Raw genomic sequence first — 25,241 nt, 5'->3', positions numbered from 1 at the left:
TCGGCCTGTTCACAGGGCCGGCAGTTTGTCCATGGCCGTCCGGATCACCTCCAGGAAGAAGCGCTGAGCGGCGCTGCGTCCGGGCGCGTGCCGGGTGTAGGCGGCCACCTCGACCGGTTCGATGGACCAGGGCAGCGCGAAGATGCGCACGGAATGGGTCCGGGCCAGCGCGCGAGCGACCCGCTCCGGGACGATCGCGACGAGTTCGCTGTCCTGCACCACGTACGGCAGCGTCGCGAACCGGGTGACCCGGACCGCGATGCGGCTTTCCAGCCGATGTTCGACCAGCGCCCGGCGGGGACCCAGATGGCCGCTGCCGCCGTCCACCACCACATGCCGCTCTCGTTCGAGATCGGCGTGCGTCGGGGTGCCGGTGCCCAGCCGGGGGTGATCGGCGGCGACCATACCCGCGTATCCCTCGGTGAACAGGGGGGTCCGGCGCAGTCGGGGCGAATCGAGGACCGGGCTGGCCACGATGGCGTCCATCTCACCGCGGGCCAGCCGATCGGTCGCGGTGTCCAGGTCGAACGCCTGAACCCGCAGACCCGCCTGCGGCGCCTGGGTTGCGAGTTCGGCCAGAACCAGCGGCAGCACCGTCACCTCACCCAGATCCGAGAGGCCGAGGGTGAAGCGGGTGGGCCGATCCGGATCGAAGTCCGTGCTCGCGCCCAGTGTTTCGGTGACCTCGGCCAGTGCGGCGCGCAGCGGCGGGTACAGCCGTTCGGATTCCGAGGTCGGGACCAGCCCGCCGGGCCCGCGGACGAACAGTTCGTCGTCGAGCCGCCTACGCAATTTGCCCAGCCCGTAGCTGACGGTCGGCTGGGTCACGCCCAGCAGATCGGCCGCGGCCGTGACACTGCGCGTCTCGTAGAGCAGGACGAATGTCCGAACCAGATTGAGGTCCACATCGGATGCCATAGATCTCCTCTATTCCACTTCAGAAAATCATCTATTGGATTTCTGAGGAAGCGGAGCTTAGCGTGAGTGCCGTCACAAGCCGGGTCGCATCGTGGCGACCCGAAGATCAGAAGAGAACCCCATCATGAACAAACTGCTGTCGTGGCCGGCCGCGCTGTGCTGGCTCACCGTGCTCCTCGACGGGTACGACCTCGTCGTCCTCGGCGCGGTCATTCCGACCCTGATCGACGAGAACCACGCCGGGTTCACCGCGTCGGGCGCGACCTTCGCCGCGACCATCTCCCTGGTCGGCGTCGCCATCGGTGCCGCCGGAGTCGGTCCGCTCGCCGACCGCTACGGCCGACGCTCGGTGCTGCTGGCCTCGATCACCTTGTTCTCGGTGTTCACCATCGCGGTGCCGTGGGCCGGGTCGGTGGCAGTGTTCGGTGCCTTCCGGTTGCTCGCGGGGCTCGGGCTGGGCGCCTGTATGCCGACCGCGCTCACCTTCATGGCCGAGCACATGCCCGCCTCGCGCCGGGCCTTCGCCAGCACCTTCACCATGACCGGCTATCACTTCGGCGCGGTCCTGGCCTCGCTGTTCGCGCTCTGGCTCGTGCCGAACTGGGAAATCCTGTTCTATGCCGGCGGTATCGCCGGATTCCTGCTGCTGCCGCTGATGTGGTGGAAGCTGCCCGAATCGGATGCCTATCTGGCGGCCCAGGGCAAAACCGAACGTGTCGGCCCCACCGTGGTCCTGCAGCCGAAGTACCTGCGCACGACTCTCGGCGTGTGGGTCGGCTCCTTCATGGGACTGTTGCTGGTCTACGGGCTCAACACCTGGCTGCCGAAACTGATGCGCGACGCCGGCTACAATATGTCCACCTCGCTGACCCTGCTGCTGGTGCTGAACATCGGCGCCATCATCGGCCTGATCGTCGCGGGGACCCTGGCCGACCGGCGCGGCACCAAACCGACCATCCTGGTCTGGTTCGGCGCGGCCGCGGTGCTGCTGGCGCTGCTGAGCATCAAGGTGCCCAGTACAGTGCTGCTCAATGCGCTGGTACTGGTGACCGGCATCTTCGTCTTCTCGGCCCAGGTGCTCGTCTACGCCTACGTCACCCAGGCCTACCCGGCCGAGGTCCGCGCGACCGCGCTCGGTCTCGCCTCCGCGGTCGGCCGCCTGGGCGCCATCTTCGGGCCGAGTATCACCGGTGCCCTCATCGTGGCCGGTTCCGCTCATCCGTGGGGCTTCTACTTCTTCGCGGTGGTCGCCGCCATCGGGTTGCTGGCACTGGCGACGGTTCCCCGCCTGGCCGCCCGGCACTCCGAAGCCAAGGCACCGGCGCCCCTCACCGGACCCGACGATACGAAGGAGTACGCACTGTGACCACCACTCGGACCCAGGTAGCGATTGTCGGGGCGGGCCCGGCCGGGCTGTTGCTCTCCCATCTGCTGCACCGATCCGGAATCGACTCGGTGGTCATCGATATCCGCAGCCGGCACGATATCGCCACCACGATCCGCGCCGGAATCCTCGAAGCGGGATCGGTGCGCACCCTGGTCGACACCGGGGTGTCCGATCGGGTGATCACCGACGGCGACCGGCACGACGGTGTGGTGTTCCGGTTCGGCGGTGAGAACCACCGCATCGATTTCCAGGAACTGGTCGGCGAATCCGTCTGGCTGTACCCGCAGAATGATGTCTTCGCCGATCTGGCGGCCCGCCGGGAGACCGACGGGGGCGATGTGCGCTACGGCGTCTCCGATACCGCGGTCGACACCTCCGGCGCACGGCCCGTGGTGTCCTTCATCGACTCCGACGGCAGCCCCGGCCGGATCGAGGCGGACCTCGTGGTCGGCTCCGACGGCTCCCGGTCCATCTGCCGCAAGGCCTTCCCGGCCGGGACCCGCGGTGAATGGTTCCGCGAATACCCGTTCGCCTGGTTCGGGTTCCTCGCCGAGGCACCGCCCTCGCATCCGGAACTGATCTACGCGCAGTCCGAGCACGGCTTCGCGCTGGTGAGCCAGCGCACGCCGACGATGCAGCGGATGTACTTCCAGTGCGCACCCGGCGAGCGGCCCGAGGATTGGGACGACGACCGGATCTGGGCGGAGATGCGCCGCCGGGTGAACGGGAACGGTTTCGAGATCCAGGAGGGGCCGATCAGCGCGAAGATGGTGCTGCCGTTCCGCTCCTTCGTCACCGCCCCGATGCGTTACGGGCGGCTGCTGCTGGCCGGCGATGCCGCGCACACGGTACCGCCGACCGGTGCCAAAGGGCTCAACCTGGCGCTCGCGGATGTCCGCGTACTGCACGAGGCGATCATCGACTTCCTTGCCGGCGCCGGGGACGAGGCCCTCGACCGGTATACCGAGCGGGCTCTCGACCGGGTATGGAAGGCCCAGCACTTCTCCTACTGGATGACCACCATGCTCCACTCCGTGGAGGGGGCGTCGCCGTTCGATATCGCACGGCAGCGCGGCGAACTAGCGCTGGTCACCGGTTCCCGGCACGGCGCCGCCTATCTGGCGGAGGCCTATACCGGGTGGCAGCAGGCGGCCTGACCCCGACCGCTCGCCCGCCGGATTTCCGCGCGAGCACACAGCCGGTCCCGGTTCGCGCCGCCGGATGGGGCGCAATCGACACCGCCGGCGGGTGCGGCGAGGATACTCGTCCTCGCGGCCACTCTCTCCTACGCACGACACCGCACTTCAGGAGTTCCCCTATGACCACCACCGCCGATTCGGCCACCACCTCGTGGCGCGACGCGCTGTTCGACGGCACCTTCCGGCCCGTCTCCCGCACCCTGACCGTGGTCTCGCCGGCCACCGGCGCAGTGCTCGACACCGTGGGCGAAGCCGGGACCGCCGAACTGGAGACAGCGGTGCGCTCGGCGACGGCGGCGCATCAGGACTGGGCGGCCCGGACCTACGACGAACGAGTGTCCGTCCTGCTGCGCGCGGCGCAGCTGCTGGGCGAGAACCCGGACCGGCTCGGCTCCTGGCTGGTCGCCGAAGCGGGTTCGGGGCAGGGGAAGGCGGCCTTCGAAGTCGGCCTGGTGACGAGCGAACTGCAGGAGTCCGCGGCCCTGGCCGCGCACCCGTACGGGGAGATGCTGCGCTCCGGGAAACCGCGCCTGTCGGTGGCCCGCCGGATTCCGGTGGGGGTCGTGGGGGTGATCTCGCCGTTCAACTTCCCCGCCATCCTGTCGATGCGGTCGGTCGCCCCGGCGCTCGCCCTGGGTAACGCGGTGATCCTCAAACCGGATCCGCGGACCCCGATCTCGGGCGGGCTGGCCCTGGCCGAATTGCTGCGGGACGCGGGGCTGCCCGCCGGGGTGCTGCATGTGCTGCCCGGCGGCGGCGCACTGGGCGCGGCGATGGTCGAACACCCGCGGATCCCGTGCCTGTCGTTCACCGGCTCCACGGTCGCCGGCCGCCGGATCGCCGCGGCGGCCGGGCCGCTGCTCAAGAAACTGCACCTCGAGCTGGGCGGTAACAATGCGCTGCTGGTGCTACCCGATGCGGATGTGCAGGCGGCCGCGTCGGCGGGCGCCTGGGGATCGTTCCTGCACCAGGGGCAGATCTGCATGACCACCGGCCGGCATCTCGTGCACCGGTCCGTCGCCGAGGAGTACGTGGCCGCCCTGGCGGACACAGCGCGGCACATTCCGGTGGGCGATCCCACCGACCCGGCCAACGCGCTGGGTCCGATCATCGATGCCGGCCAGCGCGACCGGGTCCACGGACTGGTCACCGCGGCCGTCGAGGCGGGCGCGACAGTGGCCGCGGGCGGGCAGTTCACGGATCTGTTCTATCGGCCGACCGTTCTCACCGGCCTCACCCCGGACAATCCTGCCTGGACCGAGGAGATCTTCGGCCCGGTGGCGCCGGTCCTGGTCTACGACACGGTCGAGGAGGCCGTGGATATCATCAACGCCTCCGAGTACGGCCTGTCCGTGGGCATCCTCACCGGTGACGCGTTCAAGGCCTACGAACTCGCCGACCGGATCGTCTCGGGCGCCGTGCACATCAACGATCAGACCGTGGACGACGAGGCGCCGATCCCGTTCGGCGGGCTGAAGGCCTCCGGAGTCGGCGGCCGTTTCGGCGGGCCGACCGCCAACCTCGATACCTTCACCGAAACACAATGGATCACTGTGCAATCCGAGATTCAGCGGTACCCGTTCTGATCCGGCCGCGCACGCCGCGGGGTCACGCGAGCAGGGCCTTGGTCTCCAATGCGTGCGGGGCGGCCAGCACCTCCGCGGTGCGGCCCTGTTCGACGACGGCGCCATTACCGAGGACCACGATATGCGGGCAGTAGGCGGCGATCACGGCCATATCGTGGCTGATGACGAGTGCGCCGATGCCACGGGTGTGCCGGGTGCGCTCGATCAGGTCCATGATCGAGCGGGCGGTCCGGTCGTCGAGTGCCGAGGTTATCTCGTCGCAGATGAGGATGTCGGGCTCGGCGCCCAGTGCGCGAGCGATGGCGACACGCTGGCGCTGGCCGCCGGACAGCGCGCCGGGGTAACGGTGCAGCAGATCGGGTGCGAGGTCGACGCTGCGCAGCAGGCCGGCCGCGCGCTCGGCGATCTCGGAACGAAGGGTGTTCCCGGTCAGGCGGAGCGGTCGCGACAAAGTCTGCAGGACCGTGTGTTTCGGGTTCAGCGTGGACAGCGGGTTTTGCGGAATCAATTGGACACGGCGCCGGTCGCGCCGGGTTCGGCGGGACCGGCCGACGGCCAGCGGACGGCCGTCGACCACGAGGGTGCCGGTGGCCTCGGTGTGTAGTCCGGTGAGTACCCGCGCCAGCGTGGTTTTCCCGGCCCCGGACGGCCCGGCCAGTGCCACCGAGCCTCCGGCCGGGACGGTGAGATCCACGGAGCCGAGCAGGCGGGTGCGCCCGGCCGTCGCGGAGATCGCCACGGCGCCCAGTGCGGGCGGCCCGGCGCCCGGTGGCTCCGCGGCGTGGGCGGCGAGCCGGACCAGCGCGGTCCGTGATTCGCCCAGCTCGACGACCTCGTCGGCGAGACGGTGCAGGATCTCGGTGTGGTGCCCGGAGACCACCAGTGCGAGCTTATCCTCGGTGGCCAGTGAGCGCAGGAGGTCGGCGATCGCATTGCGCAGGTTTCCGTGGAGGCCGGCGAGTGGTTCATCGGCCACCAGGACGCCCACCTCGCGCACGAGGGCGAGGGCGAGTGCGAGTCGCCGCTGTTCGCCGCCGGACAATTCGCCGGGCCGCCGGCGTAGGAAGGATTCGGGCAGGTCCACCCGGGCGAGGGCGGCGCGGAGCATGCTGTCGCTCGGCCGGGCCGCTGCTTCCTCGAGCAGGGTGCGCACGCGCATGACGGGGTTGAGTGCGGCGCCGGGGTCCTGATCGACGAATGCGATGTTCCGCCGCCGGAAGTCCTGCCGCGCGGCAGGACTCAGGGCGAAGACGTCCTGCCCGGCGACGTGCACGGTGCCGCGCGTTCGGGTGGCGCCTTGGGCCAGGTGCCCGAGCAGAGCCCGCATCAACGTGGTCTTGCCGGTACCGGAAGGCCCGGTCAACGCGGCCACGGTGCCCGGCGCCACCCGCAGCGATATCGGCGCCAGCAGTTCGGCACCGGACAGCGCGTGGATCGACAGATCGTCGACGACTACACCGCCGCTCATATCGGCCGTTCCCCGGCAAAGGCGGTCACGGCACTGTTGACGCTCACTGCCAGCAGACCGATCGCCAGGCTCGGAGCCAGCACCGCCGCGGGATTGAGCAGGATTCCCGACGCGTTCTCCCGGACCATCACCGCCCAGTTGGCGGCACCCAGCGAGGTGGGCAACTGCAGAAACGACACCGTGCTGACGATGTAGATGGCTTCCACGAACCGCAGGCCGAGCTGGGTGAGCAGGGTGTGACGCAGATTCGGCAGCAATTCGCGGAACACCAGGTAACCCGGGCGTTCTCCGCGCGCGCGGGCGGCCTCGACGAAGCCCGTCCGCGCGACACCACTCGCGGCCGCGGCGAATACGCGTGCCGAATACGGTGTTCCGGCAACGACCGCGACAGTGATCAGGCCGGCGGTGCCGGACTCGGGCCAGGACAGCATGAACAGCAGAATCGCCAGCACCGGCGGCAGCAGCATGCACAGGTCCGCGGCGCGTTCGATCCACGCGCCGGCTCGGGTATACAGCGCGGCAGTCGAACCCAGGACGGCCGCGCAGGTGGTGACCAGGCCGGCGATGACCGCGGCGAGCACCAGCAACCCCCAGCCGCCGTGCAGCAGCTGGCTCGTGACGTCCTGGCCGACCCGGTCGCCGCCCAGCCAGGCGCTGCCGCTGGGCGTTTCGAACGCGATGCCCACGGGATAGTCGACCGGATGCGGCGCGAGGAAGGGACCGGCCACCGCGAGCGCGGCGATCAGGAGTGCGGGGGATACGGCCGCCACGACGCGCCGGCGGGTGAGCACGGGCATCATCGCCGGCCCCGGTTCGCCCAGATGCGGATGCCGTCGGCCGCCAGCAGGACACACATGATCGTCGTGCCGGTCAGCGCCACGATCGCGGCGACCAGCGCCGTATCGCGGTCGGAGACCGAACCGGCGATCAGCGCACCGACGCCCGGGTAGTTGAATATCGTCTCCACGACGAGAGCGCCGCCGAACAGGGTGCCCACGGAGGTCGCGAAGGACGCCGCGATGGCCGGGAGCGCGAACGGAACCACATGCCGGAGCAGGACCGTCCGCTCCGGTAGTCCGTTCAGGAGAGCGTTGTCGACATGGGGAGCCGTCGCCGCGTCGAGCACCGCGCCGCGGACGACACGTGCGTTCCATGCCGCCTGCGGTACCGCCAGTGCGACAACCGGCAGCACCAGCATTTCCGGGCTCGCCGGATAGCCCGATCGATCGGTGAAGGTCACCGAGGGAAGGAGACCCAGCCACAGCGAGAACACCAGCACGAGGACGATCGCTACGACGAACTCCGGGATCGCGGTGGCGAAGGCCGTACCCGGTCGCAGAACCCGGGCCGCGAAACCGGAAGGCCGCGCCGCCCACCACATCCCGCACAGCAGCGCGACCGCCACGGTGACCAGCATGGCGATCGAGGCCAGCAGCAGTGTCTGGGGGAAGTTCTCGGCCAGCAGCCCGTTCACCGACTGTCCATGAGCGGTGGTACCGAAATCGCCCGTCAGCGCCCCGGTGAACCAGGACCGGAAACGCTCCGGCAGCGGGCGGTCGAGACCCAGTTCGTGTTCTTTGGCGGCTATCCGATCCGCCGGTGCGTCTCGCCCGAGTACGGCGCGTGCGGCATTGCCCGGCAGCAGATCGACCACGAGGAAGACAAGGGCGAGCAGCACGAACAGCAGAACGAGCCGGCGCGCCACCAGACCGGCGACCTTCCTCAACTCGACAACCACGCTCGTTCGAGCTGCACCCGGCCGTACCCGCCGAGATCGGGCAGCCCCTGAACCGAGGCGGTGGCGATATCGATACCGTCGGCCATGCCCCAGACGAGGTAACCACCGCGGTCGTACTGGATCCGCTGGATCTCTCGGCTGGCCTCGACGAATTCGGTACCGGCGGGCGCGGCGAGGGCCCGAGCGTAGGCCTTGTCGAAGGCGGGATCCGCGAAACCCGTCTCGTTCCAGGCGGTCTGCGAGGTCATGACCTTGCTGGCGAAGAACACCACCGAGTCGTTGGTGCCCCAGTTGACCGTGTAGAAAGGCGCCTGGAGCCAGGTCCGGTCGTAGAAGTCGTTGGCCTCCTGGACGACGACCTCGATCGTCAGGCCGGCGTCTCCGGCCTGGGCGGCGAAAACCCGGGCGGATTCGACTTCGCCGGCGGCCTCCTGTTTCGTCACCAGCTGGTAGGTCTTCGACGTGTCGAATCCCGACTCCGCCAGCAGTGCCTTCGCCCGGTCGATATCGCGCGTGCGCTGCGGCAGGGACCGGTCGAAGCTCGGGTCCGCGGTACCGAGAACATCGTTGGCGACCGTTCCGTAACCCGACAGGACCTGGGCCACCATCGCGTCACGATCGACGATGAGACGTAGCGCCTCCCGCACCCGCGGATCGGCGAACGGCCCATCGGAGGTACGCATCGCGATGGCCACCGCGACATCGTCGGGCCGCCGGACGACCTTCAGATCACCCCGGCGTTCCGCAGTGCGCCCGGCCACCGCGCCGACACTGGAAGCCAGATCGATCTGACCGGCCATGATCGCGTTCGACATCGACTCCGGGCTCTCGAACAAGGTGACCTCGATCGCGTCGAGCAGGGGCGGGCCGCCGTGCCACGACTCGTTACGCACCAGCCGCGCGTTGCCGCGGTCGAAGGATTCGAGCCGGAACGGTCCGCTGCCCACACCCCTGGTGAAATCGGTGGTGCCCTCGGGTACCACGAATGTCATCATCCGCAGCAGCAGCGGCAGCTGGCTGTTCGGCGCGGCGCAGGTGAGCACCACCGCGTGGGGGCCCGTGGGACGGATATCGGCCGCCGAGGACACCGGAACCTTGGTTTCCCCGGCCATCTCGCGCAGCCGGCGCAGCGACCACACCACATCCGCCGAGGTCACCGGTCGGCCGTCATGGAAACTCGCGCCTTCGGCGAGAGTGAAAGTCCAATGCCGCTGATCCTTGTCCGCCTCCCACCGAGCCGCGAGTCGTGGGGCCACATTGGGGTCGGCGCCGGGCACGGTCAGCGGATCGTAGAGGAGCGACATGATCAGGAAATCGCTGTCGTTGCTCAGCGTGGCATGCGGGTCGCGCTCGATCTTCGACGACTTTCCCAGCGCACCGACGCGTAGCGTTCCGCCGGGCCTGGGCGGACCACTGGCGCCGTCACTCGAACCGGGAGAACCGTTTCCGCACGCCGCGACCGCCAGTATCGCGCTCACACCGAGGCCGGCTCGGAGCAGTCGGCGCCTGTTGATATCCACTACCCGACCTCGTCCGCTTGCCCGATCAGAGGTTAGCCTCTGCTAACTCGATTGAGGTTATCGTGCCGTGCACACCGGGACAACAGCTTTGGCCGGTCGGTGTGGACTCAGGCGAGCGCCAGGGCGAACCAGGCGCAGGCGGCGAGCAGGACGAAGGTGATCGCCCATACCGCGCGGGTGGTGTAGGTATGCCGCATATCCGGGCCTCCGGGATCGGATCAGACGAAGGTGAAGCGTTCGGTGTGGACGCGATCGGCCGGTACGTCCAGGGCGGCGAGAGCGTCCTCCATGGCGGTGACCATGGGTGTGGGTCCGCAGATGAAGTACTGCCGGTGTCGATATCGGTCGGGGAGGTGGCGCTGCAACAGCGCACGGTCGACGAACCCGCTCTCGCCTTCCCACTCCGGTGGCGGATCCTGGGGAACGGGTACGACGGTCAGATCCAGGCGCCGGGACACTCTGACGATTTCGTCGTCGAAGGTCTGCTCGTCCATGGTCCGTATCGCGTAGATCAGCAGAAACGGGCGACGGTCGCCGCGGTCGGCCATGGTGCGCAGAATCGAGATCATGGGGGTGATGCCGACGCCGCCCGCGATCAGCACGAACCCCGGGCCTTCGTGGCGATCGGGGGTGAACACGCCATGGGGACCGTCGAGGAAGGCGCGGGTGCCGGGGGCGATGTCGCCGACGGTGGAGGTGAAATCGCCGAGGGCTTTGATGGTGATCCGGACGCGGCCGTGGTCTTCGGCGCTGGAGGAGAACGAGAAAGGGTGGGCCGTGACGGCGAAAGGGGATCGGCCGACGGTCAGCCAGCCGAACTGCCCCGGCCGGAAGCGCAGGCCGTCGTGTCCGGCCGGGGTCAGGGTCAGGGTCCGGGTGTCACCACGTTCGGCGGTGTTCTGCTCGACCTGCCACGGCCGCCGCAGTCGCCGGATCGGTGCGACGACCCGCACCCACACCAGCAGCCCGACCAGCGCGACGGTCATCACCGTCCACAACCACACCTTCCACGCGTCGTCCAGGTAGTAGCCGACCAGCAGCATATGTGCGAGCGCCAGGGCCACCACCGCCACCGAGAGCACGCCGTGCAGCAGCTGCCACACCTCGTAGCGAATCCGCAGGCGCCGCCGCCATACCGAGGTCGCCACCACGACCAGCAGCAGCACCGTCGAAGCCACCGCGCAGCGGGCCCGCCACGGCGCCTCGGCGAGATTCAGCAGCGCCACGATGTCGACGCCCCCGATCTGGAGCAGGATCGGGTGGGCGAGGATGAACCCCAGTGCCACATAGGAGACCTGGCGATGGAACTGCACCAGGGCGTCCTCGCCGAAAGGTGCCGCGACGGCCCGGAAGCGGGCGACCAGCGCGAACTGCGCGCCGAGCATCGACATGCCCACGAAGCCCAGCGCCACCGAGAATTCCACCCAGAAGCCCCGGCCGCCCCCGGCGGGTCCGATCACGGCGAACACCAGCGGCACCACCGCCACCGCCACGTACAACGCGATCCATCCGATCCCCCGAACCACCACAGGCACCGCTACCTCCCGTCGAAGGGCGCTTAGCTGTGCCCGGCCGGCACGTCGTTCCACGCTAGCCCCACCCGGGAGCCGGACCGGGTCTTCCGGCTCCTCTGCGTGTCCGGACGCCCCGGCGGGGCACCCCAGGGGCGTGGTGCGGGCCGCCCGGCATACTCGGCGGGTGGCGAACGACGAGATCTGCGGTACCGCGGTGGCCCCGGACACCGCGGTACTGGACGACCCGGTGGGCGAATCGCTGGGCGGACACCATGGGCATCTGGCCCGCCGGATCGGCCGGGCCCGCACCTACCTGCCCGAAGTCGCGACCTTCGCCGCGGTCGGTGCGGATCCGGATGCGCGGGACTGGGCCGATCTCGCGCGGCTGCTCGGGCCGGGCGAACTCGCCGATATGTTCAGCTGTGCGGCGGCGCCGCCGTCGGACTGGGAAGAGGTCTTCACGCTCGCGGGCCGGCAGATGATCTTCTCCGGCGCCGGCCTGCCCGCGCCCGGGCCTGATCACGGGATGGTCGAACTGGGTGTGGACGACGTACCCGAAATGCTCGACCTCGTCGCGCGCACCCGGCCCGGTCCGTTCCGGCCGCGCACCCGGGAACTCGGCACCTACCTCGGTATCCGCGACAGCGGCCGGCTGGTGGCGATGGCGGGTGAACGGCTCCGGCCGCCGGGATGGACCGAGATCAGCGCCGTCTGCACCGCCCCCGAGGCGCGGGGGCAGGGCCATGCGGCCCGCCTGGTCCGGGCGGTCATCGCCCGTATCGAGGCCCGCGGCGAACGTCCCTTTCTGCATGTCGCGGAAGGAAATACGGGCGCAATCGCCCTCTATGAGCGGCTCGGCTTCCGGACCCGCGTATCCGTGACCTTCCGGGGGTACCGCATCCCGTAGCCTCCGCCCGCATTCTGCCCGGCCGGACCTGCTCGGGTAGGTCGTGCAGTAGCCGCCCCGGTCGTTGGGTTTGGCGGCATGCTGCTCGCCGGGCTGCCGCGCGCGACACCGTCGAAACGGTCCACCGTGCGTATCGTCGGCGGCACTGTGTTTCCGTGGGGCGGTCCGTCCGGCCCGGAGGCGGACGAGGAGTGGTTCCCCGGCCGCTGTGGTGCGCGGCCGGAGGGTCGCGCGGCCGGCGCTACGCGGCCGGGCGGGAGCCGGCCGGTCTCGTCGAGCCCGTTCGTGGACCCGCCGGTGGCCGAGGCTGCGACCCTCCGGCGGCGCGTCCCTCCGTATCGAAGCGGCAGTCCGTTCTGCCGAGCTGCTTCGACTGTTGGTTGCGTCATATTTTCTACTGACACCACTTGCACTGTCCTGTGGAGAGTGCTAAAAATTATCTCTGTCAGATGACACAGATAATCTTAGTTCCCTTCGACAGTGAATGGAGTGAACTGGAGGTGGCGACGATGCTGATGCGCACCGATCCCTTCCGCGACCTGGACCGCCTGACCCAGCAGGTGTTCGGTACGCCCGCACGCCCGGCGGTGATGCCGATGGACGCTTGGCGGGAAGGCGATGAATTCTATGTGGAACTGGACCTACCCGGGATCGACCCGGATTCACTGGACCTCGATGTCGAACGCAACGTGGTGACCGTGCGCGCGTCGCGGCCGGAGCTGAACGCCAACCGGTCCATGATCGCGGCCGAGCGCACTCGCGGAGTATTCAGCCGGCAGTTGTTCCTCGGCGAGAACCTCGATACCGAGGCGATCCGGGCCGACTACCGTGACGGCGTCCTGCGGTTGGTGATTCCGGTCTCGGAGAAGGCCAAGCCGCGCAAGATCGAGGTCGCACGCCACGACAGCGAGCCTCAGGCGATCACCGCCTGACGGTCCGGCCGGAGCATCCGTGCCGATGAGCGCGAGAGGATCCGGCCGGCGTCGCGTATCCGAACTGTCCTACTCCCTCCGGCGGCCGGGCCCGGCGCATGTGCCGGGCCCGGCCCCGCAACCAGGAGTCACCCACATGTCGGCCAGGAATGTTGTGACAACCACTACTGCTGCCGCTTCCGGGACCACCGGGTCCGTCACCACCGGCGACTCGTCACCTGCTCGGGTCGTCCAGGGCGCCGTTGACGTGCAATGGCCCGACCCCAGCCCGCTGCAGGGCTGGTGGACCGAGATCATGGACGGCGTCTCGATGCCCCGCCCCCGCAGGGCCGCCTGAGCCGCGGTTGTCCCGAAGGTGGGGCCGGCCGCGGCGAGATCCGCATGCCGGCGCTTCGGGCCGTCCGGTGCCCGGCGCCGCGGGAGCGTCCGGCCACCGGGCGGCCGGTGCCCGATCGAATCCGCATACCCGATTACCCCGAGTCCGTTACCCGAGTCCCTCTCCGAGAGCGCAGTGTTCCGGCCGCCGAACCGGCCGAGGGTCCCAAGAAATTTCGAGGCGGTGCGCTATCCGGTGTTCCACAGCGAAGACCTCGGTGAGATCGAGGCATTCCTTCGTACCGCATACCCCGGGGTGGTGATCGGTCATACCGGTCCCCGGCACACCTCGGTGGGCCTGCGCCGCGATGTGCTCGGCGCCGTCACCCTGGACCGGATCGCTCTGGGGTTCGACCTCTCCTACGGCATCGAGCAGACAGGCACGCTGTGCGTGGCGAGCGTGCACGCCGGGGTGATCGAGCACAGCGCTCCCGGCGACGGAACCGAGAACCTCACGCCCGGCCGGGTCGGGCTGCTCGGTGCGAACGAACTCCCGACTTCGGGAATCATCCGCGCCGGCCGCTACGACCTCACGCTGTTCGATTCGGCACTGCTGGACCGCGTGGCCGCCGGCGCGGGTGGGGCGCCGGTGCGGATCACCGCGCCGGGGCCGCGTACCCCGGCCGCCGCCCGCCGGCTCACCGAGGCGGTCACGCATATGAAGCATCTCGCCGCCGACCCCGCCACCGCGGGCAATCCACTGCTGGTCGCCACCGCCACCGACTATCTGGCCGCGACCGTACTGGCGACCGTGCCCACCACCGCGGTCACCGCACCGGGCGCAGCCGACCGCCGCGACGCCCACCCCGGCGTGGTGCGCCGCGCCATCGCCTACCTGGAATCGCATGTGCACGAGGACATCACCGTCGCCGCGGTCGCGGCGGCGGCGTTCGTCACCCCGCGGGCCCTGCAGCTGGCCTTCCGTCGCCACCTCGGCACCACCCCGCTGCGCTACCTGCAGCGGCTACGGCTGGCGGGTGCGCACGAACAACTCCTCGCGGCGGTCCCCGGGGACGGACAGACCGTCGCCTCCATCGCCCGTACGTGGGGCTTCGCCCACCCGGGGCGCTTCGCCGCCGCCTACTACCGCTGTTACGGACGCACCCCCTCCGAGGTCCTGCGCCGCGGCAGGTGAGTCGCGGACCCGGGTGCCGAACGGCGACGCAGGACGGAGGAGGTCTGCACAGCGGCGGAGGCTCGTGCGCGGGGCGAGTTCCGGCCGCCGAGTGGATGATTCGTGCGCATTCGGCGGGCAGCCCATCCAGAGGAACCCGCGGGTGATATCGGCCTGGGTGGGGCCCGGGCGATTCTGACGGCAGCGGCTGCCGTGCCCGGCGGACGACGCGAGGCGATGCGTCGAGCGCCCTGCCTACCGGGAGGGGTGAGTGCGCCCTGCCGGCGGGATCATCTGCTCTGGTCCGTGTCGTCGAGTCTGCCGAGGATGCGGCCGGCGATCGAGGCCAGAGCGTCCACCTGGTCGTCGGTGAGTGCGTCGAAGACCAGCTCGCGCACGGTGTCGACATGTCTCGGCGCGGCCTGTTCGATCGCGGCGCGGCCCTGCTCGGTGAGCACGATGTAAGCGCCGCGGGCGTCGTCCGGACAGTCTTCGCGCAGCACCAGCCCGCGTCCCTGCATCCGGCCCAGGTGGTGGGACAGCCGGCTCTTCTCCCATTGCAGGGCCTGCCCCAGTTCCCCCACCCGCATCCGCGGCTCGGGCCGGTCGGTGAGCTGGACGAGTACGTCGAAATCGGCCAGCGACAGGCCGGAGTCCTGTTGTAGCTGCCGGTGCAGGCGGGCGACCAACCGGGCGTGCATCGTCAGGTAGCCCCGCCAGGCCCGGCGCTCGCGCTCGTCGAGCCATCGCGTCTCGGTCATATGTCCAGCGTAACCTAGTAGTTGACATATCACCAATTGCGGCGCAGGCTTTATATGACACATCAACAAGCACTCGGAGGCACAGGATGACGACCGCGACGAACGTGAACGAGCTGAGCGGAACCTACGTACTGGACCCGACCCACACCCGGGTCGGTTTCGTCACCAGGCACGCGATGGTGACCAAAGTGCGCGGCGCGTTCAACGAATTCACCGGCAGCGCGTACTTCGACGGCGACAACCCGGCCAACTCCTCCGGGGAGGTGACGATCCAGGTGGCCAGCATCGACACCCGCAATGCCGACCGCGACAAGCATCTGCGCGGGCTCGACTTCCTGGGCCTGGACGAATACCCCGAGATCACCTTTCGCTCCACGGCGATCACGCCGACCGGTCCGGACGCGTTCGACGTCACCGGCGACCTCACCATCAAGGGCATCACCCGGTCCGTGACCGTCCCCTTCACGTTCGAAGGCCAGGCCACCGACCCGTTCGGCAATGTCCGGGTCGGTTTCGAAGGTTCGGCCACCATCAACCGCAAGGATTTCGGCATCACCTGGAACGCGGCGCTGGAAACCGGCGGCGTGCTGGTCGCCGACAAGGTCGTCCTGGAATTCGAGGTCTCGGCGATCAAACAGGATGCCGCGGCGAACTGACCACCGCCGGCCCGGAGGGCGCGAGCAGAGCGCGGTGGGGCGTGTTCACGCCTCCACCGCGACGGCTCCGCGGGCCCTACCCGGCGGCCTTTTCCGGATCGTGGCCCCAATTCATCAGTGAATACCGCCACCTGCTGTGCCCGGTGTCGCCGGCGGGGCGTTGTTCTAGGTGACGGTGCGCGTATCCGACGACCTTGCGCATATGGGCATAGTCGTCGGCGGTGAGATCCTTCGTCTTCTTCTCGAGCAGTTCGACGATGCGACGCCCACTGGAATGCCCGGTCGATTCGCCGCCCCCGGACGGCTTCTGCCCGACCGATTTCGACTCGTCGGTATCGAGCCACCGCCGTAGTTCCGCGGCCGTCATATTGACGGCGTCGCCGAACTGCGCGCGAGTTTTCTCGTTGTCGTCCGACACGACCGCCACCTCCGGTATCAGTCGCCCCGGGGGCGAAGAGCGTCGGGTTTGTGCACGGCGTCGCGGCCGCTCTTTGCGCTGCGCACCCGGTACTGTGGGTCCTCGTCGGAGGCGCGCACCGTGCGGCCGGCCGCCTCCGTATCGGAGGTGATGACCTCTTCCACCTCGCCTTCGGCGGTGCTGCCGTGGCTGTTCCATTCGACTTTGTCGCCGGTGCGGAAGGATTTCTTGCTCAAGACTGCCTCCTGCCTGTTCAGGCCCCCGTGCGCACGCCTTACCCGCGGAACGACGCGGGAAACCGGCAGCTCACCTCTGGGCGCGGCCACCGCCCGGCCGGATCGTGCGGTACCAGTCGAACAGCTCCGGACGGTCCACCGCGTTGCGGTCCACGATGCCGTCCGGGTCGGCGCCCTGGAACAGTTTCTTGATCGGTACCTCCAGTTTCTTGCCGGTGCGGGTGTGCGGGATGCCGGGAGCGGGAATGATCTCGTCCGGCACGTGCCGGGGCGAGACCTCGGTGCGGATCGTGGTGGCGATGAGCGCCTGGAGCTCCTCGGTGAGTTCGGCGCCGGGCGCCGGGACCACGAACAGCGGCATCCAGTAGCCGCCGTCGGGTTGTTCGACACCGATCACCAGTGCCTCGGCGATATCCGGCAACCGTTCGACCGCCTGGTAGATATCGGCGCTGCCCATCCGGATACCGTGCCGGTTGAGGGTGGAATCGGAGCGGCCGTGCACGACGACACTGTGGCGCTCGGTCACGGTGATCCAGTCGCCGTGCCGCCAGACACCGGGGAAGGTGTCGAAATACGCGTCGCGATACCGGGTACCGTCCTCGTCGCGCCAGAAGCGGACCGGCATCGACGGCATCGGCGCGGTGATCACGAGTTCGCCCACCTCGCCCCGCACCGGCTGCCCGGCCGGGTCGTAGGCGTCCAACGCGACACCGAGGAAGGGCGCCGACAGTTCGCCCGGCCATACCGGTACGGTGCGCACGCCGCCGAGGAACGCCGAGACCACATCGGTGCCGCCGCTGATCGAGGAGACGTGGACGTGTTCGCCGGCGTGCTCGCTCAGCCACCGCGCCGACGAGGCCGGTAGCGCGGAGCCGGTCACGCCGACGGTGCGCAGTGCCGACAGATCGTGATCGGCGCGCGGAACCGAGCCCGCCTTGATGCAGGCCAGCGCATAACCCGGGCTGATACCCAGGATGGTGGCGCCGACATCGGCGGCGATCCGCCACAGCGTGTCCGGGGCCGGCGCGGTGGGACTGCCCTCGTACGTGACGATAGTCGCCCCCGTCAGCAGGCCCGCGACCTGGAAATTCCACATCATCCAGCTCGGGCTGGTGTACCAGAAGAACGTATCGTCCGGGCCGATATCGGATTGCAGCGCCACGGCTTTGAGGTGTTCCAGCACTACACCCCCGTGTCCGTGCACGATGCCCTTGGGCGGGCCGGTCGTGCCGGAAGAGAAGACGATCCACAACGGATGGTCGAAATCCACGAGTTCGGTGGCGAGGTCCGGCCGCGGTGTCTCGGCGCCGCCGATCGCGTCGTCCCAGGAGATCGCATCCGGCACCGCGAGCCCGAGACGTTCGATCACGACCGTGCCGCGTACCGAGTCCAGGCCCGCGCGCAACGCGGCGATATCGGCGCGTTTGTCGTGCGCCCGGCCGCCGAATCGGTAACCGTCGGCGGTGACCAGGACGGTGGGTTCGAGTTGTCCGAGCCGGTCCAGCGCGGCTTTCGGCGAGTAGTCCTGTCCGCACGCGCTCCACACCGCGCCGATACTCGCGGTGGCCAGGAACGCGACGATCGTTTCCGGGATATTCGGCAGATATCCGGCCACCCGGTCGCCGGCCCGAACGCCCAGGGTGCGCAGCGTCCGGGCGAAAGCGGCGGTGTGGTCGAGTAGTTCGGCCCAGGAGATATCGCGGACCGGGGCGTCCTCGCCGACCGCTCTGATCGCGGGCCGGTCGGCGCGCGCCCGGCGGATCACCTGGTCGACATAGTTGAGCCGGGTTCCGGGGAACCACCGCGCGCCCGGCATCCGCGCATCCGCCAGTACCTCGCCCGCGATATCCCCGAGGGCGAAATAATCCCAGAGCGCGTGCCAGAACCCCTCGATGTCCTCGACCGACCAGCGCCACAGTGCGTGATAGTCGGCGGTGTTCGCACCCGTGCGTTGCGTGACGAATCGCGCGAAGTCGGTGAGGGCGGCCTCGGTGATGTCCTGTTCGGTCGGCACCCACAGTGGTTGCATGCTATTTCTCCTGCCGGGACGGCCGGCCGGAGCGCGCCCTCATCGCGCGCTCCAGCCGCCGTCCATCGTGTACGCCGCACCGGTGACCATCCCGGCTTCCGGGGCAGCGAGCCAGCTCACCAGTGCGGCGACCTCGTCCGGCTCGACGAGGCGTTTGATCGCGCTCTCGGTAAGCAGAACCTTTTCCAGCACTTCCTGTTCGGGGATACCGTGCGCCGCGGCCTGATCCGCGATCTGTTCGTCGACCAGGGGAGTGCGCACATAGCCGGGATTGACGCAGTTGCTCGTCACGCCGTGCGGGCCGCCCTCCAGCGCGGTCACCTTCGACAACCCCTCCAGCCCGTGTTTGGCCGTCACATAGGCGACCTTGTAGGGGGAGGCGCGCAGGCCGTGCACCGAGGAGATATTGACGATCCGCCCCCAGCCCTGCCGGTACATATGCGGCAGCGCCGCGCGCACCAGCAGGAACGGTGCCTCGACCATCAGCGTGAGCAGGTCGCGGAACCGCTGCGGCGCGAACTCGTCGATGGGGGAGATGTGCTGCACCCCGGCGTTGTTCACCAGGATGTCGGTGCGGAGGTCCACATCCTCCAGCGCCGCGACGTCGAGCAGATCGACCGCCCACGACTCGCCACCGAGTTCCCCGGCGACGGCCGCGGCGCCGGCCGCGTCGATATCGGCCACCGTCACCGTGGCGCCGCGCGCCGCGAGCGCCCGGGCGCATGCCGCGCCGATACCGCTCGCGCCACCGGTGACCAGGGCGCTGCGTCCCACCAGATCGGTCATCGCGCGGACACCTCGGCGGCACGCGGGGCCAAGCTCTCGGCATCGGCGCGATCGACGCTCTCCAGGTCGAGCCCCTTCGTTTCCCGTGCGGCCAGGACAGCGATCGCGCTGACCGCCGCCGCGCCCGCCAGATACCAGGCGATCGGCACCGCGGACCCGTAGGTATCGAGCAGCTTGACCGCGATGATCGGCGCGAGGGATCCGGCCACGATCGAGGTCACCTGATAGCCCAGGGATACACCGGAATAGCGCATGCGGGTCGGGAACATCTCGGCCATGATCGCGGGCTGCCCGGCGTACATGAAGGCATGGAAGACCAGTCCGATGATGATCGCGGACACGATGATCAGGTTGTTACCGCTGTCCATCATCGGGAAGGCGAAGAAGCCCCAGGTGGCCGCCGTCAGCGCGCCGATCATATAGACGGGACGGCGACCGATGCGGTCGGACAGGCTGCCGACCAGTGGAACGACCACGAAGTGCACGGCGTGCGCGGCGAGCAGCCACCACAGGATCACCGAGGTGTCGGCGTGCACCTCGACCTTCAGATAGGTGATAGTGAACGTGACGACCAGGTAGTACATGATGTTCTCGCCGAACCGCAGTCCCATCGCGGTGAGCACACCGCGCGGGTAACGGCGCAGCACCTCGACGACGCTCAGCGAGGTGGCCTTGATCTCCTCGGCTTCCCGCTGTGCGGCGACGAAGATGGGCGCGTCGGTGATTTTCGTGCGGATGTAGTACCCCACCAGCACAACCACCGCCGACAGCCAGAACGCGACCCGCCAGCCCCAGCCGAGGAACGCCTCGTCGGACAGCGTCGTGGTCAGCACCAGCAGGACGACCGTGGCCAGCAGATTGCCCGCGGGCACGCCGGCCTGCGGCCAGCTCGCCCAGAAGCCGCGGCGGTGACTCGGACTGTGCTCGGCGACCAGTAGTACCGCGCCACCCCATTCGCCGCCGACCGCGAAACCCTGGATGAAGCGCAGCGCCACCAGCAGGGCCGGTGCCCAGTAACCGATCTGGCCGAAGGTCGGCAGGCAGCCCATCAGGAAGGTGGCGGCGCCGACCAGGATGAGGCTGAACTGCAGCAGTTTCTTGCGGCCATATTTGTCGCCGTAGTGCCCGAAGACCACGCCGCCCAGCGGGCGGGCCGCGAAACCGACCGCGTAGGTGACGAACGCGGCGAGGATCGCGTCCAGGTCGCTGGTGCCCTCCGCGAAGAACACCTTGCTGAACACCAGCGTCGCGGCGGTGCCGTAGAGAAAGAATTCGTACCACTCCACGACGGTGCCCGCCATCGACGCGGCCACCACGCGCCGCAGGCCGGCGGCCGTTCCACCGGATCCGGCGTCCTTCGATACCGCCGGATCCGCTCCGGCGCTGTGCTCCCTCATCGCACTTCTCCTTCGTGCCCGGGGCCACATCGCCTCTGGTGATGTGACGGGCCCCACATTGCTTGGCTGCATCGAGTATTGGTGCAGACCGAGAGCCCCGCAATGACCATTACTGCAGTACGGATGTGCGAAAATGCAGAAATGAGCACGGCCTTTCCGGGTCGTCCCAGCGCGGACGACCTTCTCGTCCTGCTGGCCGTCGGTCGCTCGGGACGATTCGTCACCGCGGCCGACCAACTCGGCCTCAACCACACCACCATCTCCCGCCGGATCGCCGCACTGGAGCAGACCCTCGGCGGGCGGGTGCTCACGCGGGTGACCGGCGGCTGGGAATTGACCGACCTCGGCAGAGATGCCCTGGCCGCGGCCGAGGCGGTGGAGTCGGCGGTGAAATCACTCGCGGCGGACGCGGGCGGGAACCGGGTGCTGGCAGGCAAGGTCCGGCTCTCGGCAACCGACGGCTTCAGCGCCTATATCGCGGCCCCCGCCGCGGCGGCGGTGCGCCGGCGGCATCCGGATATCGCGGTCGAACTCGTGGCGACCACCAGGCGGGCGTCGCAACAGCGCTCCGGGCTCGACCTGGAGGTCGTCGTCGGCGAACCGCGGGTACGCCGGGCCACGGCGACGCATCTGGCCGACTACCGCCTGGGCCTCTACGGTTCGCGCGCATACCTGCGGGAACACGGCGCCCCGGCGACGATCGATGATCTCGCCCGGTATCCGCTGGTGTACTTCATCGATTCCATGCTCCAGGTCGACGATCTGGACCTGGCCTCCGGTCATGTCCCCACCATGCGGGAATCGGTGACCTCCACGAATGTCTTCGTGCACGTCGAGGCGACCCGTGCGTCCGCCGGGCTGGGCCTGCTGCCCTGTTTCATGGCCGATCGCCATGCGGATCTGGTGCGGGTCCTGGCCGATTCGGTGGCGGTGACCCTCGGTTACTGGCTGGTGGCCCGCACCGAAACCCTGCGTCGTCCGGAAGTCGCCGCGGTGGTCGCCGCGATCCGATCGATGATCGACGACCAGCGCGACGCGCTTCTCGGTGCCGGGTGAATCGTGCCCGGGCAGGGGTCCGCGTGCCGGAGAGCCCACTCGGCCGATGCGGTGTTGCCCGCTTGTGCCGGCCGGTTCGCCCGGCGCGGTCGAGGTCACCAGCCACGCACGCTCGAGCAACAGCCCGATGATCAGGTCCGGTTCCCGTTCGCGGCCGACGAAACGACTCGTGGGCGTCCCGGCATCACCGAGATCCGCCCGCCCCTGTGCCCCATGGCGGCCGAGCCTACTCGCCGGGGCGCCGGCCGTTGCGGCTGTCGCGGGGCCGAATCTGCGGCGGCCCTACCGATGTCGTCGATCTACCTACTGGGCCATCCTTGGACCGCCCGCGACCGTGCGACAGCCCGGCGGCCGCGGGCACAGCCCTGCACCGATGAGCACCGTCCTGTCGCTGGAGTCATCCACTTGCCCATACCCTCGGCCCTCACCGGCCAACACGCTTCGCCCGCCGGTCGCGACGAGCCCCGCGTCCCGCTGTACTCCGCCGAGTTCGCGGCCGATCCGCACGCCGCCTACCGCCGGATGCGCGACCGATACGGTTCGCTGGTTCCTGTCGAACTGGCGCCCGGCGTGCCCGCCACGCTGGTGGTCGGATATCGCGCCGCCCTGCGTATTCTCAACGACCCCGAGCGCTTTCCCGCCGATCCGCGCGCCTGGCAGCGCAGTATCCCCGCCGACTGCCCGGTGCTGCCGGTCCTGGAGTGGCGGCCGAGCGCGATCCGCAGCGCGGGCGCCGAGCACGCCCGCTACCGCGGGGTCAACACCGCCGGTATCGACGGTGTCGATCTGCACGCCCTGCACGGCGTGGTCGGGCGGATCGCCGTCCCGTTGATCAACGCCTTCTGCGAGACGGGGGTCGCCGATCTCGTCACCCAGTACGCGTTCCCGCTGGCGTTCGAGGCGATCAACGCGATGCTGGGCTGCCCGCCCGAGATCGGCCGGAAGGTCGCGGAAGCCACGCAAACGGTCTTCGACGGTGTGGACGCCGAACGCGGCAACCAGATGCTCAGCGCCGCGGTGCTCGAACTGGTCGAGTTGAAGCGGGCCGAACCCGGTGACGACATCACCTCGCGGGTGCTCGCCCACCCCGCGAATCTCGACGAAGCGGAACTCATCCATCAGATCGTCGTCCTCTACGGTGCCGGGATCGAGCCGCTGCAGAACCTCATCATCAACACCCTGCTGCTGATCCTCACCGACGACCGGTTCGCGGGCAGTCTGCTCGGCGGCGCGCTGGCCACCCGGGACGCGCTGGACGAAGTGCTGTTCGAGGACCCGCCGATGGCGAATTTCAGTGTCACCTACCCGCGGCAGCCGATCCTGATCGACGACGTCTGGCTGCCCGCGAACCAACCCGTGGTGATCAGCCTGGCCGGGTGCAACAACGACCCGGCGATCAGCACCGGCGACCATACCGGCAACCGGTCCCATCTGGCCTGGGGCGCGGGTCCGCATTCCTGTCCGGCCAGATCCGCGGCATACCTGATCGCTCAGGGCGCCATCGATCAATTGCTGGACGCCCTTCCCGATCTGCGGCTGGCCGTACCCGCCGACGCGCTGACGCGGCGGCCCGGGCCGTTCCACCGGGCCCTGGCCGATCTACCGGTGGACTTCCCTCCCTGCCCACAGCAGACCATTCTCTGAGACCCGCACCGGCTCCGTCGGGCCCGGCCGGGGACACCGGCGTCGGCACGATCACCCGAGTGGTGCGGTGTCCGCGTTGCGGGCGGCGGTGAAGCGGACCATATCGGCCGGCCGGGCGAAGGTGTCCGCGAAGGCGTTCGCCAGTGCGGGGTCGTGCTGCGCGGCCAGCATGAACTGCTGCATCTCGGCCGGCGGGTCGAGCACCGCCGCCGTCCACCGCGCGGCATGGTGCGCGGTGCCGGTGAGCCACGGCGTGGCGGCCGACACCATCCAGGACCGGTCGAACGGCCCATCCGGACAGGCCAGGATCGCGGCGGCGTAGGTCTCCGCGCAGTGGGCGGCGTTGTTCGCGCCCTGGGCGCCGCCGGGGTCCATCCGGCACACCACATCGCCGCCGCCGAGCACCGGCCGGCCGGAGGGCAGTGTTCCCACCGGCCGGCGCACGGCCGGCGGCACCGCACCTGTCAGCGCGGCACGGGCGTCGGTCAATTCGGCCGTGCGATAGCGATCCGCGAGATCGGCGGGCAGATAGGTTTCCAGCAGACGACGGGCCCGGCGCAACTGCTCCGACGGTGGGTGGTGCGGATCGAAGACATCGAGGGGTCCGCCGGGGATCGCCTCGATCAGCAGCATCTCGCACCGCCGCTCCTGGCCCGGCGAACCCGTGAGCCCGGGGTAGGAGATCACTTCCCCCAGGCCGGGAAGCGATACATAGATCCCGAGGTCGTCCGGGTCCGGCGTCGCGCCCTCGAGGTAGAGCACGGCCAGCTGCCGCGCGGGGCGTCCGGGCGCCGGCCAGCCGGGATCGGCGGGGAAGCAGGCGGCCAGCTCACCGGAGGCGCGGGTGACCACGGTCAGGTCGTATTCGCCGGCCCGCCGGTCGATTTCGGCCACCGGCGGATCGCCGATCTCCAGATCCCCACCGGCGTCGAGGTAATCGGTGAGCCAGCGCGCGAACACAGTACGCTGATCGACACTCTGCGCCGGCCGGGTGAATCGACCGGTCCAGCCCAGTATCCGCTGACCGTCCATCACCGCGGCCAGCCGGATACCGCGTATCTCGGGCGCCACGGACCGCCAGTGCCCCAGGCCGGCCGCGCTTTCCAGGTCCAGTGTCGCCGGGAACTTGACCTGGGTGCTGGTCACTGTGCCGTTCAGTACGGCGGCGGCGTCGCGAGCCGCCACCAGTGTGACCGGACGACCCGCGCGTAGCAGCCGATGTGCCAACGGGAGCCCGCATTCGCCCGCCCCCAGAATTCGGATATGTCCCATCACGCGCCCTTTCCTCTGACCCATTCGGCCGATTCCGACCAGATGATCCTCGGCGAATAGGTGGGAGGGGCACATCGGTATCCGCCGTGCGAAATCGCCGGCGCCGACTCCTGCTGACCGCCATGGCGGTGCGATCATCGCCGGGCGCGAGCGGTGCCTCGGTGGCAGTGGGGGATTTCCTCGGACGGGCCGACGCGGTGTACCGGATCGTCTCGCTGCCCTCGCGGTGCCGGTTCGGCTCCTCGCGGTGCTCGGTCGAGACGGCGGTCGCGCCGACCGGCAGCTCGACCGGGTGCCTGAGGCGCGGAATGCGGTCGAGACAGGCGGA

23 protein-coding genes are annotated in these 25,241 nt (G+C 69.4%); 10 read left to right on the top strand and 13 right to left on the bottom strand.

Translation table 11 applies throughout. The annotated features are described in order from the left end of the window. Window positions 1-9 precede the first annotated feature (9 nt). A complete protein-coding gene (locus tag IG75_RS0107180) occupies window positions 10-918 on the bottom strand; it encodes a LysR family transcriptional regulator (protein WP_030520368.1) in 909 nt (302 codons plus the stop codon). 124 nt (window positions 919-1,042) lie between these two features. Between IG75_RS0107180 and IG75_RS0107175 the strand changes: the two genes are divergently transcribed. The 3 genes from IG75_RS0107175 to IG75_RS0107165 all read left to right on the top strand — a co-directional run bounded on the left by IG75_RS0107175 (window position 1,043) and on the right by IG75_RS0107165 (window position 5,090). Next, window positions 1,043-2,284 (top strand): MFS transporter, encoded by a 1,242-nt coding sequence (locus IG75_RS0107175; protein WP_051714298.1) that lies wholly within the window; start codon window positions 1,043-1,045, stop codon window positions 2,282-2,284. Further along, entirely contained in the window at window positions 2,281-3,462 is a 1,182-nt protein-coding gene (locus IG75_RS0107170) for a 4-hydroxybenzoate 3-monooxygenase (protein WP_030520366.1), read from the top strand. The genes IG75_RS0107175 and IG75_RS0107170 overlap by 4 nt, the downstream gene beginning before the upstream one ends. Before the next feature lie 161 nt (window positions 3,463-3,623). Then, window positions 3,624-5,090: an aldehyde dehydrogenase family protein gene (locus IG75_RS0107165; protein ID WP_030520365.1), complete on the top strand. Its 1,467-nt coding sequence runs from the start codon at window positions 3,624-3,626 to the stop codon at window positions 5,088-5,090. Window positions 5,091-5,112: 22 nt separating this feature from the next. On the opposite strand, the gene IG75_RS0107160 is transcribed toward IG75_RS0107165, so the two are convergent. From IG75_RS0107160 to IG75_RS0107135, 5 genes are all read right to left on the bottom strand, one after another. Then, window positions 5,113-6,558, bottom strand: coding sequence for an ABC transporter ATP-binding protein (locus IG75_RS0107160; RefSeq protein WP_051714297.1), 1,446 nt, complete (start codon window positions 6,556-6,558; stop codon window positions 5,113-5,115). Then, window positions 6,555-7,358: an ABC transporter permease gene (locus tag IG75_RS0107155; protein WP_051714296.1), complete on the bottom strand. Its 804-nt coding sequence runs from the start codon at window positions 7,356-7,358 to the stop codon at window positions 6,555-6,557. Before IG75_RS0107155 ends, IG75_RS0107160 begins: the two co-directional genes overlap by 4 nt. Further along, complete coding sequence (locus IG75_RS0107150; RefSeq protein WP_036512254.1) at window positions 7,355-8,284, bottom strand: ABC transporter permease; 930 nt, start codon at window positions 8,282-8,284, stop codon at window positions 7,355-7,357. Before IG75_RS0107150 ends, IG75_RS0107155 begins: the two co-directional genes overlap by 4 nt. Beyond that, window positions 8,281-9,816, bottom strand: coding sequence for an ABC transporter substrate-binding protein (locus IG75_RS0107145; RefSeq protein WP_030520362.1), 1,536 nt, complete (start codon window positions 9,814-9,816; stop codon window positions 8,281-8,283). The genes IG75_RS0107150 and IG75_RS0107145 overlap by 4 nt, the downstream gene beginning before the upstream one ends. A gap of 218 nt (window positions 9,817-10,034) precedes the next feature. Then, a complete protein-coding gene (locus IG75_RS0107135; protein WP_030520361.1) occupies window positions 10,035-11,351 on the bottom strand; it encodes a ferredoxin reductase family protein in 1,317 nt (438 codons plus the stop codon). A gap of 163 nt (window positions 11,352-11,514) precedes the next feature. On the opposite strand from IG75_RS0107135, the gene IG75_RS0107130 reads away from it, so the two are divergent. The 4 genes from IG75_RS0107130 (at window position 11,515) to IG75_RS0107120 (ending at window position 14,679) form a co-directional block, all read left to right on the top strand. After that, window positions 11,515-12,237 carry a GNAT family N-acetyltransferase gene (locus IG75_RS0107130; protein WP_245713056.1) on the top strand — a complete coding sequence of 241 codons (723 nt, stop codon included), beginning with the start codon at window positions 11,515-11,517 and terminating at the stop codon, window positions 12,235-12,237. Between the two features lie 509 nt (window positions 12,238-12,746). Next, window positions 12,747-13,169 carry an Hsp20/alpha crystallin family protein gene (locus tag IG75_RS0107125; protein ID WP_030520359.1) on the top strand — a complete coding sequence of 141 codons (423 nt, stop codon included), beginning with the start codon at window positions 12,747-12,749 and terminating at the stop codon, window positions 13,167-13,169. A 154-nt stretch (window positions 13,170-13,323) separates the two neighbouring features. Beyond that, window positions 13,324-13,506 carry a hypothetical protein gene (locus IG75_RS38980; protein WP_156058685.1) on the top strand — a complete coding sequence of 61 codons (183 nt, stop codon included), beginning with the start codon at window positions 13,324-13,326 and terminating at the stop codon, window positions 13,504-13,506. Window positions 13,507-13,728: 222 nt separating this feature from the next. Then, window positions 13,729-14,679 (top strand): helix-turn-helix domain-containing protein, encoded by a 951-nt coding sequence (locus IG75_RS0107120; RefSeq protein WP_030520358.1) that lies wholly within the window; start codon window positions 13,729-13,731, stop codon window positions 14,677-14,679. 269 nt (window positions 14,680-14,948) lie between these two features. Here the strand turns inward: IG75_RS0107120 and IG75_RS0107115 are convergent, their stop codons facing one another. After that, window positions 14,949-15,419, bottom strand: coding sequence for a MarR family winged helix-turn-helix transcriptional regulator (locus tag IG75_RS0107115; protein ID WP_030520357.1), 471 nt, complete (start codon window positions 15,417-15,419; stop codon window positions 14,949-14,951). An 86-nt stretch (window positions 15,420-15,505) separates the two neighbouring features. Between IG75_RS0107115 and IG75_RS0107110 the strand changes: the two genes are divergently transcribed. Beyond that, the gene (locus IG75_RS0107110) at window positions 15,506-16,075 is read left to right on the top strand and encodes a YceI family protein (protein ID WP_030520356.1); all 570 of its coding nucleotides are present in this window, start codon (window positions 15,506-15,508) and stop codon (window positions 16,073-16,075) included. A 76-nt stretch (window positions 16,076-16,151) separates the two neighbouring features. Here IG75_RS0107110 and IG75_RS0107105 read toward each other — a convergent pair whose 3' ends face one another. From IG75_RS0107105 to IG75_RS0107085, 5 genes are all read right to left on the bottom strand, one after another. Further along, window positions 16,152-16,493, bottom strand: coding sequence for a DUF3140 domain-containing protein (locus IG75_RS0107105; RefSeq protein WP_036512923.1), 342 nt, complete (start codon window positions 16,491-16,493; stop codon window positions 16,152-16,154). A 17-nt stretch (window positions 16,494-16,510) separates the two neighbouring features. Beyond that, on the bottom strand, window positions 16,511-16,729 hold the full coding sequence (locus tag IG75_RS0107100) for a hypervirulence associated TUDOR domain-containing protein (RefSeq protein ID WP_063045197.1): 219 nt from the start codon (window positions 16,727-16,729) through the stop codon (window positions 16,511-16,513). Window positions 16,730-16,799: 70 nt separating this feature from the next. Next, the gene (locus tag IG75_RS0107095; RefSeq protein WP_030520353.1) at window positions 16,800-18,758 is read right to left on the bottom strand and encodes an acetoacetate--CoA ligase; all 1,959 of its coding nucleotides are present in this window, start codon (window positions 18,756-18,758) and stop codon (window positions 16,800-16,802) included. Between the two features lie 39 nt (window positions 18,759-18,797). Then, window positions 18,798-19,544: a 3-hydroxybutyrate dehydrogenase gene (locus IG75_RS0107090; protein ID WP_030520352.1), complete on the bottom strand. Its 747-nt coding sequence runs from the start codon at window positions 19,542-19,544 to the stop codon at window positions 18,798-18,800. Beyond that, window positions 19,541-20,941 (bottom strand): MFS transporter, encoded by a 1,401-nt coding sequence (locus tag IG75_RS0107085; protein WP_030520351.1) that lies wholly within the window; start codon window positions 20,939-20,941, stop codon window positions 19,541-19,543. Before IG75_RS0107085 ends, IG75_RS0107090 begins: the two co-directional genes overlap by 4 nt. A 141-nt stretch (window positions 20,942-21,082) precedes the next feature. Here IG75_RS0107085 and IG75_RS0107080 point away from each other — a divergent pair, with 141 nt between their 5' ends. Beyond that, on the top strand, window positions 21,083-21,997 hold the full coding sequence (locus IG75_RS0107080) for a LysR family transcriptional regulator (protein ID WP_030520350.1): 915 nt from the start codon (window positions 21,083-21,085) through the stop codon (window positions 21,995-21,997). A gap of 399 nt (window positions 21,998-22,396) precedes the next feature. Continuing rightward, entirely contained in the window at window positions 22,397-23,641 is a 1,245-nt protein-coding gene (locus IG75_RS0107075; RefSeq protein ID WP_030520349.1) for a cytochrome P450 family protein, read from the top strand. A gap of 51 nt (window positions 23,642-23,692) precedes the next feature. On the opposite strand, the gene IG75_RS0107070 is transcribed toward IG75_RS0107075, so the two are convergent. Then, window positions 23,693-24,913, bottom strand: coding sequence for a styrene monooxygenase/indole monooxygenase family protein (locus IG75_RS0107070; RefSeq protein ID WP_051714294.1), 1,221 nt, complete (start codon window positions 24,911-24,913; stop codon window positions 23,693-23,695). Between the last annotated feature and the right edge of the window lie 328 nt (window positions 24,914-25,241).

It is taken from the genome of Nocardia rhamnosiphila NBRC 108938, assembly GCF_000720425.1.
Taxonomy (GTDB): Bacteria; Actinomycetota; Actinomycetes; order Mycobacteriales; family Mycobacteriaceae; genus Nocardia; species Nocardia rhamnosiphila.
This window is presented reverse-complemented; position numbering and strand designations above follow the sequence as displayed.